Origin of the sequence: Stieleria maiorica, from assembly GCF_008035925.1 — a bacterium.
In the GTDB taxonomy this organism is placed as follows: domain Bacteria; phylum Planctomycetota; class Planctomycetia; order Pirellulales; family Pirellulaceae; genus Stieleria; species Stieleria maiorica.
Map to the genome: position 1 here is coordinate 1,486,876 of NZ_CP036264.1, position 18,282 is coordinate 1,505,157.

Below are 18,282 nucleotides of genomic sequence, written 5' to 3' on the forward strand. Positions count from 1 at the left end.
CTGATCCCACGTGTGATCGAATTAAATCAACAGGCTGGTCAGCGAGCGGCGCGTGATTGGAGAAGCGTGCGGTGGGATGGGGGCAAAACGATGGGTGGGAGAGCGCGGTCGCGAATCCCTTCTGTCTGCCATCATTCTGCCCCGTATCATTCTGCCATTATTTTCTCCACCTCCGCGAAAGCCTCCGCCGACCGAAAGCCCCCGCATGGTTTTGACCGCAGTTGGCTCGCGTTGGTGTTTCGCCTTTAGGCGATTCCTTGTCGCTGCGACGTAGCGACCGTGGGCTAACGCCCGCACAACAACATCAATGCCTGCGCCTTATCGCGTGTGGCTACTTCAACCCCAGCCCGCTGCCGCGTTTGTCGAGGGCTCCTTTGACGCCCAGTTGCCTCGGGTCACGGGCGATTTTGTCGCTGAAGACTCGGACGTCGTCCAGGATCGGGCGGATTTTGGCGGTCGCCATCTCGACGTTCTCGATCGTGCGGCGGAGTTGCCAATAGATGTCTTCATCGTCCAGCAGGCGGCGGATCGTTCCGTTGCTGTTGTTCAACCCGGCACCGAACGCTTCGACCTGCACTAAAGTGCGGTCCAGGTTAGCCAAGCTCTTGAGGACTTGGACCACCAACTGGTCGCTGTTCGCTGCGATGGGATCGGTGATTTTTTCGAGGTTTTCGATCGTCCCCTGAGCGGATTCGATCGCTTCGCGAACACTGTCGATGGTTTGGTCCACGTTTTGAACCGTCTTTTCCGCGGCGACGCCGACGTTTTCGAACCGCTGCCCGACGCGTTCAAAGCTTTCGAACGTTTTCTGAGTCGACTGAAGAGTGTTCTGTGCTTCGTTGAGTACGACCGGTAATTCGCGAAACGCTTCGGCCAGACTGTCGCGGAGTTCCGGGTTTCCGATCACGTTGCGAATGTCGCGCATCGCGCCTTGGAATTCGATCAACGCGTTGCGAGCGTCTTGGGCGACGTCGCCGATTTGCCCTTCGGCATTCTGGACGACGCCGTCCGCGTTTTGAACCAACTGGTTAACGTTGTCGCCGACCGATTGCAGCGACCCGCTGGCCGACTGCACCGCCTCCAACGTCTTCCGCATCTCGTCTTCCAGATTCAAAACCAAACTAAATGGGTCGGACGCCGGTGATCCGTAGGAGATGAACTGATCGTCGGTGTACGTTTGCGTGCGAATCGTATCCAGTCGACCTTCATGAATCGCCTGCAATTCGTCCTCGTCCCCTTTGACGAATTCCAACTTGGAGTCCCCAGTGATGATCGACTTCGTCTTGATCTTGGGGATGTATTCGTGGGTCAGGTTTTTGCGGTACTTGCTGTCGATCCCGATAGTCAGCAAGACACCATTCTCGCGCAGTTCCTTGTCGATGACGCGTCCAATTTCGACGCCTCGCAACAGCACCGGCGAGTTGGAATTGATGCCGTCGGCGGCCGGGAACTCGACCAGCAATTGGTATTCACCGGTCAACACGCGCGGCACGGCGCCGAACAAAAAGGTCAAGATGATTCCGATGCCGATGGCGGCGATGACTAAAACGCCGACACCGAATCTAAGCCTGTTGTCGTCCATGATTATCCCGTTATCTCCATCAGCCGCTGCCCGGCTTCGCCGCGGACGAATTGTCGAACGCGTTCGTCAGCGGATTGATCCAGCCCGGCCGGTGGGCCGTCGTACAGCACTTGCGGTTGCCCCTTGTTCAGTCTGGTCCGCGGGTAAAACATCAGCACGCGATCGGCGACCTTTTGGGCCGTCCGCATGTCGTGCGTGACGATCACGCTGGTGACCGGATAGCGGCTACGCACGTCCAGCATCAGTTCGTTGATCACGTCGCTCATGATGGGGTCCAGTCCCGTCGTCGGCTCGTCGTACACGACCAGTTCGGGTTGCAAGATGATCGCACGGGCAATGCCGACGCGTTTTCGCATGCCGCCACTCAATTCGCTCGGTCGTTTGGAAACCACCGTCGGCGGCAGCCCGACCTCCTGAAGATGTTTCAGCACGGCGTCGTGTATTTCGTCCTCACCCGCATCGGTCGACTGCCGCATCGGAAAGGCGACGTTGTCGAAGATGGTCATGCTGTCGAACAACGCTGCGTTTTGGAACACGAATCCGAAACGTCGGCGGACATCACTGAGCGCGGCCGGTGACAGGGTCGACAGATCTTGTCCATCAAAGTGGATCGTGCCACGTGTCGGTGCAATCAGACCGACGATCGTTTTCATGAACACGGTCTTGCCGCAACCGCTTTCACCGATCACCGCGACCGTCTCGCCGGCTTCGATGGCGACATTGATGTCCTTCAACACCGTCTGGCCGTGAAAGGTGACGTCCAAATTGCGCACTTCGATCAGGTGTTCCTTTGGCGAATCGCTCATAGGATATTCGCCCCCGACGGATACATCATGAAGTAGATCTTGTCCAAGATGATGTTCAAGAACAAATCGATGGCCAGGATCATCACGAAGGAATACACAAAGGCCTGCGTCGCCGCCTTGCCGACGCCTTCGGCGCCCGGCTTGCAATGAAACCCTTGGTAGCAGCTGATCACGGCAATCATTCCGCCAAAGAAGACGCTCTTGAACACGCCGCTGAACAAGTCAAATCCGACCACGCCGTCGCGTGAGTGCGTCAGGTAGGCCGCGTGATCGATTTCCAGCACCATCACGCTGTAGAAGTAACCTCCGACGATGCCCATGAAGTCCGCCATGATGGTCAGCGCGGGAATCAAAAAGATGCAGGCCAGAAACCGCGGGACCACCAGATAGTGAATCGGGTCGGCCCCCATCGTCGTCAGTGCGTCGATCTGCTCGGTCACCCGCATCGTCCCCAACACCGCCGCCATCGCACTGCCGACGCGACCGGCCAGCATCGTCGCCGCCAGCACCGGACCGAGTTCGCGAACCAACGAGGTGTTGATCACCACACCCAGATGACTTTCCAGCCCGAGCGCGTGAAACTGGTAATAGCTTTGGACGGCCAACACCATCCCGATGAACGTGCCCGTCAACGCCACCACAGGCAGGCTGAGCACACCGATTTGATAAAAATTGATCAGCAGCGTTCCCCGTTGGGGCAACCGCGTGAAAATCCAGACCAGCATCTGCCAAGCGAACAGCGCGATGTCGCCCACCGTCGCGACCCCATCGACGACGGCCGATCCCCACTGAACCACCCACGCGTAAAGCATGTCTCGTACCGTGGCGGACCCGTTTTCCGGATGCCTGGGCGGCAGTTCGTTCTGAGTGGAAACCGAAGCGGACATCAACGGAAATGGCGTGGGGCGTGGGGCGGAGCGCAACCACGGCGCTACACAGTCGATTTTATCGGCAGGGCAGACTTTGTGGATGAGTGAAAATGAGAGGGCGGGCTGGCGGCGGGCTGGCGCGGTGGTCAGGCGGCGGGCTGGCGCGGTGGTCAGGCGGCGGGCCGCCCGAGGGGAATTCAGGCTGGGATAGGACCGATACGACACATGGGACCTACACGTCCTCTCTGTCCTATTGGTCCCATTTGCCGGCTGCCCCCTCGGCCCCGCTGGGGCCGACACCGCATCTGCCGTTCGCCCAGCACTCCGGCTACGGCAAACGGCCCGCTGCCATTACAATTCCCCCCTCTGAATTCGCTCCGAACACCCGTTTCAGTTTCCCATGACTACGACGTCTGATTCTGCTGCCCCGTTTCGTGCCGCTCCCGCCAGCCCTAAATTCCCGGCTCTGGAAGAACAGATGCTGGAATTCTGGCAGCAAAACGACATCTACAAGCAATCGCTCGAGCGTCGCGCCGATGCCCCTCCCTTCGTCTTTTTCGAAGGCCCCCCGACGGCCAACGGGATGCCCCACCCGGGCCATTGTCTGACCCGAGCGATCAAAGACGTTTTTCCTCGCTACAAGACCATGCGGGGCTACCGTTGCGAGCGGAAAGCCGGCTGGGACACGCACGGATTGCCCGTCGAAGTCGAAGTCGGCAAGGAATTGGGCATCCACAGTAAGGAGGAAATCGAGGCCTACGGGATCGAACCCTTCATCCAGAAATGCCAGCAATCCGTTTGGCGGTACATGCAGCAGTGGCAGCGGCTGACCGAGCGGTTGGGGTTTTGGGTGGATTTGGAACAGGCCTACGTGACGTATCACCAGAGTTACGTCGAGAGCGTTTGGTGGAGTTTGAAAAATCTGTTCGATCGCGGATTGCTGTACCAGGGTCACAAGATCGTCTGGTGGTGGGCCCAAGGCGGCACGGCGCTGTCCTCGGGCGAAGTCGGCCAGGGGTACCGCGAAGTCGCCGACCCGAGCGTCTATGTGAAATTCCCCCTGGTGGATGATCCCTCGCGCAGCCTGCTGGTCTGGACAACGACCCCGTGGACGCTGCCGAGCAACATGTACGCCGCCGTGCATCCGGAACTGGAGTACTCGCTGGTCAAACACGGTGAAACGGGCGAGCAGTTTTACCTGGCGTCCGCGTTGGTCAAGACGATCGCAGACAAGGCCAAGTGCGAATTCGACGTCTTGGAAATCTGTCGCGGAACCGATCTGATCGGTCTGCGCTACACGCCCCCATTTGACGGTTACCTGAAGTCGACCGGCGATCCGACCGGAACGCTGCGGACGCCAAACGGCGACCAGAAAATCGAACACCACTATTGGCGTGTCGTCGCGGCCGACTTCGTCACCACCGACAGCGGTTCGGGGATCGTTCACCAGGCGGCGGCGTTCGGTGAGGTCGACTACGAAGTCTATGACGAACAACGGCGGCGGTTCGTCGACGGCGAACAACCCGAACTACTGTGTGCGGTCGGCCCGGACGGGAAATTCACCGAAGCGGTACCGGAGGCGTTTCTCGGTGTGTGGGTCAAGGATGCCGACAAGGCCCTTTCCCGCGACCTGAAAGAACGCGGATTGATGTTTTTGCAAGAACAGTACCTGCACGATTATCCGTTCTGTTGGCGTGCCGATCAGGATCCGCTGATTCAGTACCCGCGACGCAGTTGGTTCATCCGCACGACCAAGTTCCGCGACTTGATGCTGAAGAACAACTCGCAAATCGGTTGGCAACCCGAACACATTCGTGACGGACGGTTCGGTAACTTCCTGGAATCGAACGTCGATTGGGCGTTGTCTCGCGAACGGTATTGGGGCACGCCGCTGCCGATCTGGGTTTGCGAAGAAACCGGTCGAATGGAAGCGGTTGGCAATTACGAGGAATTGCTGGCCAAGCCGGGAATCCAAGGCACCGAGGTCTGGCAGGAAGCCAAAGCCGCCAATCCCGAACTGGTCGACGACCTGCGAGTTCACAAACCCTACATCGATGCGGTCACCTACGACTCGCCCTTCGCCGACGGCAAACGGATGCGACGGGTCAGCGAGGTCATCGATTGTTGGTACGACAGCGGCGCGATGCCGTTCGCCCAATGGGGCTGGCCGCACACCGGTGACCAGCAGTTCCAATCACAGTTTCCCGCCGATTTTATCAGCGAGGCGATCGACCAAACGCGGGGCTGGTTCTACAGCCAACTGGCGATCGCGACGATGTTGTTCGGCGAAGGGGCGTCGGTGGCCGAACCGGGTTGCGACGTCGCGGCGATGAAGGTCAAGGACCTGGACTATCCGCTGCCGTTCCGCAATTGCATCGTGCTGGGGTTAATGCTTTCTCAGTGGTGGGAGCACGAAGACGACCAGAAGAAGAAAACGATTCTGTTGGAAGAATCGGAGACCAAGCAGCATTCCGGCAAGAAGTTCAGCAAGCAAGTCGGCAAGATGTCCAAGAGCCTGCGGAACTACCGCAGTCCCGAAGAGATCTTTGACCGCTACGGCGCCGACGCGTTGCGATGGTACCTGTTCGCCAACCAGGCACCGTGGAATTCGATCATCTATGCCGAGCAATCGATCAAGGATTCGATCCCTGAGTTCTTGCTTCGCCTGTGGAACACGTTCAGCTTCTTCACGATCTATGCGGAAATCGATGGCTTTGACCCACGTGATGCGGTGGCGGCTGACGAACAGTTGACGCCGGCGTCGCTGGCGTCGGCGCCGAAGTATCGGCCCGCATCGCAGCGCAGCGAGATCGATCGATGGATCTTGTCGGAATTGAACCAGGCGACGGCCAAGGTGATCGACCGCATGGACGCGTTGGACAACTACAACGCCTGCCAGGCGATTTCGTCGCTGTTGGACGGGCTGAGCAATTGGTATGTCCGCCGCAGCCGCGATCGCTTCTGGGCCAGCGACAAGGACTCCCAGGAAAAGCACGACGCCTACTGGACGCTTTATGAAACGTTGTTGGAGCTGGTCAAGCTGGCCGCCCCGTTCACACCGTTCTTGGCCGACACGCTGTGGCAACGATTGACCGAACCCTTCGGCGACAAGACCCTGTGCAGCGTTCATCTGTGTGATTTCCCCGAGGTCGACGCGGACCGGATCGACACGGATTTATCGGATTCGATGCGACTGTTGCGCGAGATCGCTTCGCTGGGTCGTGCGGCGCGGGCGAGCGAGAAGTTGAAGGTGCGACTGCCGCTGTCAGAGGTCACGGTGATCTTGACCGATGATTCACAGATCGCTTGGCTGCAAAACCATGACGCTTTGGTCCGCGAGGAATTGAACGTCAAAGCGGTCCATTACACCACCGAAGGCGACCAGTACGTCCAGTACACCGTCGTTCCGAACTTCAAACGGTTGGGGCCGAAGGTCGGCAAGCAAGTCCCGGCGGTCAAAAAGGCGTTGGCCGAAGCCGACGGAAACGAACTGCTGGGCCAATTGCAATCCGATGGCGTCGTCAAGCTTCAGCTCGGTGACAGCGTGATCGAGTTGGATGGCGAGGACATCGAAGTTCGATTGCAGGCCAAAGAGGGCTGGGCCGCGGCACAGGGGATCGGTTCGGTCGTCGTGCTGCACACCGAAGTCACGCCAGAATTGCAACGTGAAGGGATCGCCAACGATCTGATCCGCGCGATTCAGAACCAGCGCAAGGCGATCGATTGTCAATACACCGACCGGATTCGCGTGGCGATCGATTCGGCCAACGACGAAGTGTCCAAAGCGATCCAGGAACACCGGGAAAACATCTCCAGCGAAACGCTTACCGATTCGCTGGAGATCGGCACGATCGACGGCGTCGATGCGGCGGCTTCGGAACACGGCGGCGTGTTCGTCGCCAAGGCGACCACGTCATGAGCGAGGCGTCAACGAAACTGCCGATCGCCGTGTTCTTAAGCGGCGGCGGCCGAACGCTGGAGAATCTGTTGCGGCATCGCGATCAGCATGACTTGCCGATCGATGTCCGGTTGGTGATCAGCAGTCGCAGCGGCGTTCGTGGGATCGAGATCGCCCAGAACGACGGCATCGAAACGTTGGTGATTCGCAAACGCGACCACGACGATGCGAAGTACAGCAAGGCGATGTTTGACCCGGTTCGCCGGTGTGGGGCGAAGTACGTGGTGATGGCCGGTTTTTTGAAGCACGTGTTGATTCCCGACGATTTCGAAAACCGCGTGATCAACATTCACCCGTCGCTGCTGCCGTCGTTCGGCGGCCATGGCATGTACGGCCACAACGTCCACGCGGCGGCGATCGAGCGTGGTGTCACGATCAGCGGCTGCACCGTGCACTTCGTCGACAATCAGTACGACCACGGGCCGATCATCTTGCAGCGTGCCTGTGAGGTGCGTGCCGATGACACGCCTGATTCGCTTGCCGCGCGAGTTTTCGAGCAAGAGTGCGAGGCGTTGCCGGCGGCCTTGCGGACGCTGCTCTAGTGGTCAACCGCAGCTTTATTGTCGGATTCGTGTCGTAGCGGAAGCCGCCAAGGCTTTCGGTCCCCCCGTGCGACGTTGCCGCGCCCGTGCAAAACTCTTGGCGAGTTCCGCTACCCGAACACGGAGATGCTGCACCCTAAGTTTAAGAGTTAACGATCTACTCGCCTCGTCAGTCGTCTTGCTTGGCGACAAGCCGGGCACGGATGCGGTTGCCGTGTTCTTGCGGTTCACCGACTCGTTTGTACATTTCGACCGCCTTGTCGGTTTTGCCGAGGGCTTCGGCCAGGCGGGCCAGATTGTAGCGGGCCGCCGGAGTCCAAAACGATTGCTGCTCCTCGGGCAGCACGCGTTTTTCCAGCCATCCCTCGGCGGTCTCCAGTCGTCCGTCGTCGGCCTGCAGCAGGCTTAACCAATAGGTCGCGGTGCGTTTGCCCATCCGCATCAGCCCCTGGATCTGGGCGACTTGTTGGTCATAGGTTGCCGAGTCGACTCCCAGTTCACGCCGAATCCCATATTGTTTTTGAAGGTCGACGTCGATCCGCAGGTCTTCGATTTCGAACTCCGGTGCCCGTTGGTTCATGTACAACGTCCGCGCCCCGGTGATGCTTTCTTCTTCGATGTCACCGAATTGTCCGGTCAGGTGTTGCCAGCGACCGAGGGTCAGTTGACGTGCGCTTTCGAATCCGGCGTCCATCATCGCCCAGCGGGCCATGTACCAAAACGCGAACACGGGGTCGCGTTGGGCATATTGTTCACAGACTTGGCGATAGACTTCCGTTTTCAATGGCACATCCCAAATCCGCACCGAGCTGATGCCCGTGACCGCATCAAGCTGTTGGGCAATCTTGTCCGCGTCCACGTAAACGTTCATGCGGCGATCGCCGGTCAGTCCGGATTGCAGTTTCTTCATCCGCGGGCTGATCGTTTCGGGAGACAGATTCAGCAGCGCGACGCATTGCTGGGCGTCTTCCTTGGTCACCGGATAGGTGAATTGATCCAGACCGGCGATGCCCAGGCGCCGCAGGACGACGGCATCGCGACGTGCCTCGGCCAGCGTGGCGATCCCGACTTGATTCGGCCCCGGGACATGCACGCCCAGGGTCGGTTCGAACAAATAGATTTCATCGCCCGCCAGCACGCCGACACAGAACGGTTTCACTTCACCACTGGTACCGTCGATCGTACCCAGGACCGCCGCCGGGATACCCGCTTGTCGGCACAGCTGGGTGAAGACTCCGGCACGCTGCAGGCCGTCGCCGGTACCACGCATCACCGTTTGATAGTCGCTTTGGCGGTACCCGGCACCCTGAAACTTCATGCCCAGCGGAAACTCGGGGCCTTGCGGTGCGGGGGCGGATGGATCGTCGGGCTCCAGTGCGATGTTCCGCACCGTCCAGTCGAACAAACGCGTCGCGGTGACCAGTCGGTCGACCGATTCTGCGCCCAACGATTGACGCTGCTCGGTGAACCAGTCCGTCAATAGTTTTTCGTCCAGTCGCGGTGTGTCCACCCAGGTGTACAACGAGTGAAACAGGTAGCTGTCGCGCAGGTGCAGCACATCGCCGGGCAGGAACGTGCGGCCGGCGACGCGTTCGGTTAACGCATCCGCCGAGATCACGTCGCGGAGTGTGTCGGCCAATTCCGGTTCGGTGGCCTCGCTCGGCGGGCGGGTCGCGCTCCAGCCATTGAGATGGAACGCGATCTGTTCTTGAGCCATTTCCGGGGCCAATTCGACGTACTTACGCAGCAGCACAAACGCTTCGCCCAGGTGATCGCGCCGGGCCTGTGTTTCCTGCTGCGCCTGGCGTTGGCTTTGGATTTTTCGAACCAGTGCGGTGTCGTCTTGGCACCCGACGCCGGTGATCAGGACCATCAGGGTGATCAACAGACTGCCGCGACGACGGATTTCAGCGGTCTGGCGATCGGGGCCGAAAAGGGGAAAGCAGAATCTAGGAAGCTTGGGCGGTGCCATTCAATTGGCCAACGGAATTGATCGTGTGTCGAATCTGGAGCAGGCGATCGACCAAGCCCTCGAATCGGCCCAGCGGCACCATGTTGGCACCGTCACTGGGGGAGGAATCGGGTTCCGGGTGGGTCTCGAAAAAGATCGCGTCGATACCGATTGCTACGGCCGCGCGGGCCAATGGTTCGACCATTTCCCGGTTTCCACCGGTCGATCCCTGCCCGGATCCGGGCCGCTGCACGCTGTGTGTGGCGTCGAACACGACCGGAACCCCCAGCGACCGCATGATCGGCAGCGATTGCATGTCGTTGACCAGCCTGCCGTAGCCGAAAAAGGTGCCCCGTTCGCACAGCATCACGCCTCCGTTGCCCGCCGCCGTGGCTTTGTCAACGACGTAACGCATGTCTTCGGGGGCCATGAATTGCCCCTTTTTGACGTTCAACGGCCGGCCGGTTTTCGCCGCAGCCACGATTAAATCGGTCTGGCGAGCCAGAAACGCGGGGATTTGAAGCAGGTCGCAGACCTCCGCCACCGCAGCGGCCTGATCGGGCAGATGGATGTCGGTCGTGACCGGCAATCCGGTCTGGTTCGCGATCCGCCCGAGCATCTCCAACCCCTCCGCCATCCCGGGGCCGCGGATCGCCGCGGCGCTGGTCCGGTTGGCTTTGTCGAAGGAGGCTTTGAAAACAACGTTGACATCGTCACGCTCGTTGATTCGAGTCAATACCTCGGCGATCTGCGATGAAATCGCGTCGGATTGCAACACGCACGGACCGGCGATCAACATCAGCGGCTGATCGTCGCCACATTGATAGGGGCCGACGGAGACGGTTCGAACGCCACGGGGAATCTCTGGAGTGCTCATACGCCTGAGTTTGGGCGATCGGCCGGTTTCTGGCAATCGCAGTGTCGCGTAGGAAAGCCCCCTGCCTCGTTCCAGGGCTCCGCCTTGGAACGCACGGCGTGTGTGGCTCCCGCCACACGCGGCACATGCAACTCGAGGCGGAGCCTCAGGATATCTCCGTTCCCAGGCGGAGCCTGGGAACGAGGGTAGGAGTGTCGGATCGGCCACAGGCCGTTTACATGCCTCGTTCCAAGGCTCCGCCTTGGAACGCACGGCGTGTGTGGCTCCCGCCACACGCGGCACATGCAACTCGAGGCGGAGTTTCAGGATATCTCCGTTCCCAGGCGGAGCCTGGGAACGAGGGTATGTCCCGCGTCACATTTCCTTGAGTCGCTGGACGGCTTCGCGGGCGCGTTTCAAGAAGGCGTTTTTGGGTTCGCCGGATTCCAGAAAGATCGGCGCCCCGATCGTGATGCAGCTCAACAGCGGCACCGGCAACACTTCGCCGCGCGGCAGGATCCGATTGACGTTGTCGATGTAGACCGGGACCAATTCCAAGTCGGGACGCTTTTTCCCCATGTAGTACAGCCCGCTTTTGAACTCGCCCATCTCCTCTCCGGCACTCCGCCCGCCTTCGGGAAACACGATCAGCGAATAGATGTCGCCCATTTCTTCCAGCATGATGTCGATCGGGCTGCGGTGCACCTTGATCTGTTTGCGATCGATCAACAACGCGTTAAAGCTGCGCGCCATGTGTGGCTTGACCCAACCGGAACTCCAATAGTCCTTGGCGGCGACCGGCCGAGTGACCGCGCGGATTTCTTTGGGCAGCGCAGACCACAACACCACCGCGTCCAAGTGGCTGGTGTGATTGGCAAAATAAATTCGCTGACAGGTGTCCGGCTGGCAATCCACCCAGCGCACGGTGAAGCCGCTGAACAGCTTCGCCAAAAGGACGATTACATGACTAGTGAGGGTCATGCACCAAGTCTAATCATCGACTGCATCGAGAATAAGTGGTCGCAACGGGCACACTTGTCGGCGGCCTATTGAGTTCATCAGCCGTTTGGCGCTTGCCCAATGTCACCAACTCTATGAGCCGACGGCGCTAGCCGCGGGCCTCGGATAGACCTTCGCGACTTGTAAGGCCCGAGGCTAGCGCCTACGGCTCAGTTTGTGATCGAAAGTCGCCGGCCCGTACGCTCGCGCGAAACGGTTGATCCCACGTGCGATCGGACGAAATCCATCGGCCGCTAGCGCTGCGTGATCGTATTAAGTCCAGTTCCGTGGGACGTGGCGCTGTCCGCGAGAACACGCGAGCCCTGGGCACAGGCCCGGTCGTAAAGTGACGTGGCCAGGTTCTGGTACCCCGACACCATCGACTGCAGTGATCCGGTTTGCAGCACCAAATCACGGCCCGCTTTCCCCAATCGCTGTCGACCGGACTGGTCATCGATCAGCTTCCCGATTGCCTGGACCATCGCGTCGAGATCCTCCGATGCGAACAGGTGGCCGGTTCGGTTTTCGATCACGGTTTCGCCGACCGATCCCACGTCGCTTGCCACCACGGGGACTTCACAGGCCAACGCTTCCAGGATCGAAACCGGTGACGCTTCGTTGAGCGAACAGAGCGTGAAGACGTCCAGCGCCGAAAGCAGACGCGGCGTGTCGTGACGCGTTCCCAGCAGGTGGATTCGATCGGCCACCTGCAACTGCCGGGCAAGGTTTTCGATTCCTTCACGTTCGGGCCCATCCCCGACGACCAACCAGTGCAAATCGGGATGACGTTCGTGCAGGCGTGCCGCGGCACGGACCAACAAGGCGTGGTTCTTTTCACTCCTCAGCGCCGCCACGATGCCGACCAGTGGTGCCGACGATGGCACGTTCAATTCGGCCCGCACCTCGGCGCGGTTCGTTTCATCGGCCCGAAAGCGTTCACAGTCGACGCCGTTGCGAATCACGTGGACCTTAGCTTCTGGAAAGCCTTCGAATTGATGCAGAAACTCGCCGTGCGAATCGGCCACCGCGATGAAGGCATCGGTCAGCGGCGTCAGCATGCGGTTCAAGCGGCCCACGCCGTCGGGCCATCCGGTACTGTGCAAGGCCGATGCGATCACCGGAACGCCCGCCAGAAACGCCGCCAGACGCCCCCAGAACATCTTGTCGCCCGCGCCAACGGTGACGACGACATCGGTTTGACGACGTCGCATCAGTCGGGCCAACCGGAACAGCACGCCGACGTCCCACTTGGACCGGATCAGATCGCTGTGCACGGGAAACTCGTCGGCGATCACTTCCCCCAGCGGGCCGGGTTGCTTCAAGCAGACCACTTCGGGGCGAACGACGGCCGGGTCCAGCCGCCGCAACAGGTTGACCAACAACGTTTCCGCACCGCCGACCGGCATGCTGGTGATCACGAATTGCATCCGCAGCGGGCCGACATGTTGGCGTGGCGGAACGCGTCTCCACCAGCGACGAGGAATCATAGCAGTGGTCTTCTAGAAAAAAGGGGCAGCAGAATCAGCGGTGTTCACCTGTCGATCGACGAACACCGTTAAGGGTTTACCTCACGGATGACGCCGGCGCGGCCGATTCCGGGGCCTGTCTGGATGTCGCTTCCCCGCCCCCCCGATTCGCGCGAACTTTAGCGGTTTTGCGGAATTCGAGCCGAAAAACCAGGTTTTCGCTTTGGTTGGACTTTCAGCAAAATTAGCGGTTTTGTTAAAGCCGTGGTGCATTTTCTTTTCCGCACAGGCTTTCCGATCATGCGACGAACCAATTCGAAACGTTTGGCCCCAGCCCCCATGACCGCTGTGACCCATGTTCTGCTCTCCGCAGCGGCATTGTTGTTCATGGCCGGCTGCCGCAACACGAGTACGCCGGTCTCGCCGCTGGGAGGCTCGTCGATGCTTTCGCCGCTCGCCCCGGTTCAAGGCACCGCGACGCTCTCTCCGATCCAGCCGGCATCGGGCATCGGGACCTTTGGGGCACCCACCCGAGTGCCCCCGCCGCCGACCGGGTCCTATCGATCACCGAACAACTATGGTGCTCCGTCGACCTATAGCGCTCCGACCAGCAACTATGCCCCGCCCAGCAGCTTCCCACAGCACAGCACGGCGCCTCCTTCGGGCGCCTCGCTCGGGTCGACCGGAATGACACGCGGACTGACGGACCTGAGTGCGCCCAATGCGTATGACGGCGGCGTGCGACAAGCCGGATGGGTGGGCGATGCTTCGCAGGGTGCGTCGGGTTTTGCAAACGAAAACGATCCGCGACTTGCACCGACCAATCACGGCTTGCCGACGACCGATCCCGCAGCCAGTCCCCGTGCGGGAGGCATGCAGGTGATCGATTTGACCCATGCCCCCTATCCCCCAGGCTATGTGCCGCCGCAGAATCGTCCGGGAGCAGGGACTTTCCCTTCGACCGCCCCCTACCCGCAAGCCCCCACTCAACTGGCCCCCAATCAAGTCGCCCCCGGCAATCAGCTCCGCAGCAGCCAACCGGCGATGGGCCAGCCGACCAATTCGACCTTTGTGCGATCGGCGGGCGGCTTTGCCGACGTGTCCGGCTGGGGCGACAGTTCGAACGTCCAAACCGCTGGCCGGCCCGTGGACTCCCAGCTGCCGTCGACCGAACCGTTCGCCGAAACGGAAAGCAGCGGGGGAGACGCATTGCAGTGGCGGCGTCCCTCGCCCCGTTTCTAGCGGGATTGCCCGGTCGTCCGAGCGATGATCGCCCGAGCGTGCAAACTATCGGATCGACGCGTTGTCGGCGGTGAAGTGATGGCGACAACTCGGTTGCCGGGCTTTTCGAAACCACCCGCAGGACGCCGCAGTTATACTATGAGTCCGCGACGGTTCCTCCGTCCGCATCAACTCCTCACCCGCGGTTGCTTTCCCCATGACTCGTTTGGTCCTCTTGAGTGTCTTGGTTGCATGTTTCTCCGGTAGCCTGGTCGCCGAGGTGGTGATCAACGAATCCGATTATGGGGATGATTTCAGCAACCTGCCCAACGCACCGACTGACTTCGGCACGTTGGAACTCGGGGAGACAACGGTCAACGGCTTGACGTCTTACATCAACTTTTTTGAAGACCCGGACATCTTCACCTTCACGGTTGCTCCCGGGCAGCGGCTCGATTCGGTTTCTTTTTTGTCGTTTGATGACGACGGACATTTCTTCGGTCTCGATGCTGGATCGACATCGGACAGCGGAAATGGAACTCAGTTGCTGATCGCGACCCTTGTCGGGGGGCCTGATTTGAACGTCAACTTGTTGAACCTGACGCCATCGGAGCAGGACTTTGGCGGAACCCACACGCCCGGTCCACTGGCGGCGGGGGACTATACGATTTGGATTCAGGAAAACACGATTGAAGGCGTGTTTGGTTACTCGCTGGCACTGCAAACAAGTGCCGTCGCGATCCCCGAACCGTCGTCGGCATTTGCTTTGTGCGTTCTGGGGGGCGCCCTTCTGATCCGCCGCCGCCGCGAAATTTGATTCCGGCCTGACGCCGGCAAGGCGTTTCGACGGATGTCGAGCAGCCTGAGAGCTCTGGGGACGTTCTGCGACGGGTGGGTTAGGGGTTGCGTGCGACTGATCACTCGCGTCCGGCTGTCACGATCAACCCGTCGACCGCACGGCCGCGTTCCATTCGCAGGGTACCGGTTTCGATGCGGATCACGGATAACCCGGCCTGGTCGAGGGATCGTCGCACAAAGGATTCATCGTGGCGATAGCGTCCATTGGGCTGCAGCTCGTATGACTTTTCTTCGTCCGTTTCGAAGCGTTCGACGGTGAAAAGAACGTGTCCGCCGGGTTTGAGGCACGTGTGGAACCCCGACAGCACCTCGACCAACTGTCCGAAATAGCACAACGTGTCACCACAGATGATCAAGTCGAACGGGCCGGCGCCGGAAATCAAGAACTGCGTCAGCTCTCGTTCGTAGAGCTCGTCGTAGGCGTTTCGCTTTTTGGCCTCCTGCAGCATGTCGTCAGACAAATCGACGCCGACCAAATGTCTCGCCAGTGGGCGCAACGCGTCGGCGCACAACCCGGTTCCACATCCGGCGTCGAGGACGATCAGGTCATCGCGATCGATCCCCAGCGACTCGATCGACCGGGCGACGAGTTGCGGAACGTTGTAGCCGATTCGCTGCAGTTGATGCTCGTAGGATTTGGCGAAGTTCTCGTCAAAGGTCTCGCGGACGTAGTCATCGTCACATCGCGGCGGTGCACCCTCGCCGGTGATCGAGGCGACCATGTGCCTGGCGACCGCACTCTCGGGATCGTGTTCCAACCAAGCTCTCCAAACCACCAACGCCTCGTCATAGCGTGTCACGTCGGAGAGGGCACGACCGAGGTTCTCGCGGGCACTGGCAAAGTCCGGGTCCAAGTCGATCGCCCGCCGGAATTCATCGATCGAATCGTTGTACTCTCCGGCGTCCTGCAACACGTTGGCCAAGTTGAAGTGCACAATACTCTCGTCGGGGAACCGCTTTCCCAAGTCACGAAAGTGTCTCACCGCATCGGTGGTTTCGCCCAATTCGACCAGGCAGTTTCCCAGGTTGTTCTGGGCTTCCAGAAAGTCGGGCTGAATCGCCACCGCCGCGCGATAGGCTTTCACCGCGCCGTCTTTGTCCATCAAGTTTTGATAGGCCAAGCCGAGGTTGTAGTGGTAGATCGCCACGTCGTCGCAAAGTGCAATCGCCTTTTCAAAGCGTTCGGCGGCCTCGGCCAACTCGTTCTGTTGTGCATGAACGATTCCCGACAGGTGCCACGCCTTGGCGTTGTTCGGATCAGCGGCCAGCACGTGGTTGCAGATGCTCTCGGCCTCCGGCACGTCACCTCGTGCTAACGAATCAATAGCCGACGCCAGGGAGGGAACATATTCAGCCACGGCAACACTCACGTGACGGTGTGATCGACCTGTGTTTGACCCTCAGTGTAGCAAAATTGCACGCGCTGGTCATCGATCTTCTTTGTTAGCCCAGAAGGCTGTTTCACGATGCAGCGGAATTCATTCCGCTGCACTTGCCCAAAGGGCATACACATCCATAGCCTGGGGTTACGCCCGGATTCGCTGGGGCTCATCCGGTCTCACCCCAGGCTAAGTTCTCGATCGCCGTTGGCGAACCGAGCGGAGTGATCTTGGATGACGCACGGAACAAAAGCAACTGAATCCATCAGTAATACAATCGACGTCCCTCGCAGCGAGCGTGTGCGGCTAAAGCCTGGACACCAGCGTGTGTGACTAATACGCCGTCTCCTGTTTCCAAACCACCAACACGGTTTTGAACAGGATCTTCAAATCCAGCCACAGCGACCAGCGGCGGATGTATTGATGATCCCACTGGATCCGCTGTTCCATCTTTTCAATCGTCTCCGTTTCGCCGCGGCATCCGTTGACCTGGGCCAAGCCGGTGATGCCCGGTTTGACCTTGTGCCGCAACATGTAACCGCGAATCTGACCCCGATACTGTTCGTTGTGGGCGCTGGCGTGCGGCCGTGGGCCGACCAGCGACATGGTGCCTTCGATCACGTTGAACAATTGCGGCAACTCGTCCAGGCTGGTCTTGCGTAAGATCGCCCCCAGCTTTGTGATTCGTGGATCGCCCTTGGTCGCCTGCTTGACGACCGGTCCGTTGTCGCAGGTTCGCATCGAGCGGAATTTCCACACCAGGATTTCTTTTCCGTCCAATCCGTAGCGTTTTTGACGAAAGAAGACCGGGCCTTTGCTGGTCAGTTTGACGGCGATCGCGATCATCGTCATCGGAATCGCGGCGACCAGCAATGCGGCCGAGGCGATCGTGACATCGGCGATCCGCTTCAGCACGCCGTCGACGCCGAACAACGGGTTCTCGAACACACTGACCGCCGGCAAGCCGCCCATGTTGGTCCAGCGTGAATGCAGCAGTTCAAACACGAAGAAATCGGGAACGATGTAAACCGAAACCGTCGAATCACTCAGTTGGTCCAGCAGGTATCGAATCCGGTCCTCGGCGCGCATCGGCAAGGTCACCATCACGGTATCGATCTGACCGCCACGGCATTGATCGACCAGTTCCGACAGGTTACCCGACAACGTCGCGTTGTCATCCGGGGCCGCTTCGGATCCGAGGTTGTCTTTCATGTCCGAGACGGACTGCGTCGGGCGGTCTTCGACTCGGTCGTCAAAGAAGCCGACCAGATTGAACCCCAACGCCGGTTCGGCATCGATGTTCTTGGCGGTTTGCCGACCGAGTGTGTTCAGCCCCGCGATCGCAACCCGGCGTGTTCCGTAGCCGCGTCGCTTGGCCGATTGTTGGATGATCCGCAGCAGCATCCTGGACAGTGCGACCATCATGGGTGCAATGACCGCCCAGATGAACATCAAGCTGCGCGCAAACACCTCCCCATAACGGGTCGCGAATCCGATCACCGTCAACGACATCACGGTCATCACCCAAGTGACCATGATCGCCGTGATTTCGTCATTGGCATTGCCGCGGTCACGCGTTCGTGACACGCCGGTGATTTTGGACAGGATCAAAAAGATGATCACGGCCAAAAGCCCCAAGACCATCCCCGCATCGTCCATCCAGCCGCGGGCCACCTGTTTCACCACATACAGCGATCCCAGGATGGAAATCGCGTCCAGGGTCGGTTGCAACAAATCCAGGGAGTGGCGTTCACCGGCGATCGGCGAACGTTTATCGAAAGAACTCTCAGGCATC

13 protein-coding genes are annotated in these 18,282 nt (G+C 59.8%); 4 read left to right on the forward strand and 9 right to left on the reverse strand.

The window, feature by feature from the left end; genetic code table 11:
* Positions 1-331: 331 nt before the first annotated feature.
* From Mal15_RS04865 to Mal15_RS04875, 3 genes are read right to left on the reverse strand one after another with little or no spacing between them, the layout of a single operon-like run.
* Positions 332-1,582 (reverse strand): MlaD family protein, encoded by a 1,251-nt coding sequence (locus Mal15_RS04865; protein ID WP_147866731.1) that lies wholly within the window; start codon positions 1,580-1,582, stop codon positions 332-334.
* A gap of 2 nt (positions 1,583-1,584) precedes the next feature.
* A complete protein-coding gene (locus Mal15_RS04870) occupies positions 1,585-2,388 on the reverse strand; it encodes an ABC transporter ATP-binding protein (RefSeq protein WP_147866732.1) in 804 nt (267 codons plus the stop codon).
* Complete coding sequence (locus Mal15_RS04875; protein WP_286177699.1) at positions 2,385-3,200, reverse strand: MlaE family ABC transporter permease; 816 nt, start codon at positions 3,198-3,200, stop codon at positions 2,385-2,387. The genes Mal15_RS04870 and Mal15_RS04875 overlap by 4 nt, the downstream gene beginning before the upstream one ends.
* Positions 3,201-3,657: 457 nt before the next feature.
* Between Mal15_RS04875 and ileS the strand changes: the two genes are divergently transcribed.
* Entirely contained in the window at positions 3,658-7,176 is a 3,519-nt protein-coding gene (gene ileS, locus Mal15_RS04880) for an isoleucine--tRNA ligase (protein WP_147866734.1), read from the forward strand.
* The gene (gene purN / locus Mal15_RS04885) at positions 7,173-7,757 is read left to right on the forward strand and encodes a phosphoribosylglycinamide formyltransferase (RefSeq protein ID WP_147866735.1); all 585 of its coding nucleotides are present in this window, start codon (positions 7,173-7,175) and stop codon (positions 7,755-7,757) included. Before ileS ends, purN begins: the two co-directional genes overlap by 4 nt.
* Before the next feature lie 169 nt (positions 7,758-7,926).
* Here the strand turns inward: purN and Mal15_RS04890 are convergent, their stop codons facing one another.
* The 4 genes from Mal15_RS04890 to Mal15_RS04905 all read right to left on the reverse strand — a co-directional run bounded on the left by Mal15_RS04890 (position 7,927) and on the right by Mal15_RS04905 (position 13,050).
* Positions 7,927-9,630, reverse strand: a complete 1,704-nt coding sequence (locus Mal15_RS04890; RefSeq protein ID WP_147866736.1) for a tetratricopeptide repeat protein — start codon at positions 9,628-9,630, stop codon at positions 7,927-7,929.
* A gap of 76 nt (positions 9,631-9,706) precedes the next feature.
* Positions 9,707-10,585 (reverse strand): 3-deoxy-8-phosphooctulonate synthase, encoded by an 879-nt coding sequence (kdsA, locus tag Mal15_RS04895; RefSeq protein WP_147866737.1) that lies wholly within the window; start codon positions 10,583-10,585, stop codon positions 9,707-9,709.
* A 354-nt stretch (positions 10,586-10,939) separates the two neighbouring features.
* Positions 10,940-11,545, reverse strand: a complete 606-nt coding sequence (locus tag Mal15_RS04900) for a lysophospholipid acyltransferase family protein (RefSeq protein ID WP_147866738.1) — start codon at positions 11,543-11,545, stop codon at positions 10,940-10,942.
* 272 nt (positions 11,546-11,817) lie between these two features.
* Positions 11,818-13,050 carry a glycosyltransferase family 4 protein gene (locus Mal15_RS04905; protein ID WP_147866739.1) on the reverse strand — a complete coding sequence of 411 codons (1,233 nt, stop codon included), beginning with the start codon at positions 13,048-13,050 and terminating at the stop codon, positions 11,818-11,820.
* 318 nt (positions 13,051-13,368) lie between these two features.
* On the opposite strand from Mal15_RS04905, the gene Mal15_RS04910 reads away from it, so the two are divergent.
* Together Mal15_RS04910 and Mal15_RS04915 are read left to right on the forward strand one after the other, a co-directional pair.
* On the forward strand, positions 13,369-14,271 hold the full coding sequence (locus Mal15_RS04910) for a hypothetical protein (protein WP_147866740.1): 903 nt from the start codon (positions 13,369-13,371) through the stop codon (positions 14,269-14,271).
* 196 nt (positions 14,272-14,467) lie between these two features.
* Complete coding sequence (locus Mal15_RS04915; RefSeq protein ID WP_147866741.1) at positions 14,468-15,067, forward strand: PEP-CTERM sorting domain-containing protein; 600 nt, start codon at positions 14,468-14,470, stop codon at positions 15,065-15,067.
* A 100-nt stretch (positions 15,068-15,167) separates the two neighbouring features.
* Here Mal15_RS04915 and Mal15_RS04920 read toward each other — a convergent pair whose 3' ends face one another.
* Both Mal15_RS04920 and Mal15_RS04925 read right to left on the reverse strand, forming a co-directional pair.
* The gene (locus Mal15_RS04920; protein ID WP_167546635.1) at positions 15,168-16,466 is read right to left on the reverse strand and encodes a tetratricopeptide repeat protein; all 1,299 of its coding nucleotides are present in this window, start codon (positions 16,464-16,466) and stop codon (positions 15,168-15,170) included.
* Positions 16,467-16,820: 354 nt separating this feature from the next.
* Positions 16,821-18,281, reverse strand: coding sequence for an undecaprenyl-phosphate glucose phosphotransferase (locus tag Mal15_RS04925; RefSeq protein ID WP_147866743.1), 1,461 nt, complete (start codon positions 18,279-18,281; stop codon positions 16,821-16,823).
* Between the last annotated feature and the right edge of the window lies 1 nt (position 18,282).

Coding starts and splice junctions, on each gene's coding strand:
- Mal15_RS04865 (WP_147866731.1), bottom strand. CDS start 1,582: ATGGACGACAACAGGCTTAGATTCGGTGTCGGCGTTTTAGTCATCGCC.
- Mal15_RS04870 (WP_147866732.1), bottom strand. CDS start 2,388: ATGAGCGATTCGCCAAAGGAACACCTGATCGAAGTGCGCAATTTGGAC.
- Mal15_RS04875 (WP_286177699.1), bottom strand. CDS start 3,200: ATGCTTTACGCGTGGGTGGTTCAGTGGGGATCGGCCGTCGTCGATGGG.
- ileS (WP_147866734.1), top strand. CDS start 3,658: ATGACTACGACGTCTGATTCTGCTGCCCCGTTTCGTGCCGCTCCCGCC.
- purN (WP_147866735.1), top strand. CDS start 7,173: ATGAGCGAGGCGTCAACGAAACTGCCGATCGCCGTGTTCTTAAGCGGC.
- Mal15_RS04890 (WP_147866736.1), bottom strand. CDS start 9,630: ATGGTCCTGATCACCGGCGTCGGGTGCCAAGACGACACCGCACTGGTT.
- kdsA (WP_147866737.1), bottom strand. CDS start 10,585: ATGAGCACTCCAGAGATTCCCCGTGGCGTTCGAACCGTCTCCGTCGGC.
- Mal15_RS04900 (WP_147866738.1), bottom strand. CDS start 11,545: ATGACCCTCACTAGTCATGTAATCGTCCTTTTGGCGAAGCTGTTCAGC.
- Mal15_RS04905 (WP_147866739.1), bottom strand. CDS start 13,050: ATGATTCCTCGTCGCTGGTGGAGACGCGTTCCGCCACGCCAACATGTC.
- Mal15_RS04910 (WP_147866740.1), top strand. CDS start 13,369: ATGACCGCTGTGACCCATGTTCTGCTCTCCGCAGCGGCATTGTTGTTC.
- Mal15_RS04915 (WP_147866741.1), top strand. CDS start 14,468: ATGACTCGTTTGGTCCTCTTGAGTGTCTTGGTTGCATGTTTCTCCGGT.
- Mal15_RS04925 (WP_147866743.1), bottom strand. CDS start 18,281: ATGCCTGAGAGTTCTTTCGATAAACGTTCGCCGATCGCCGGTGAACGC.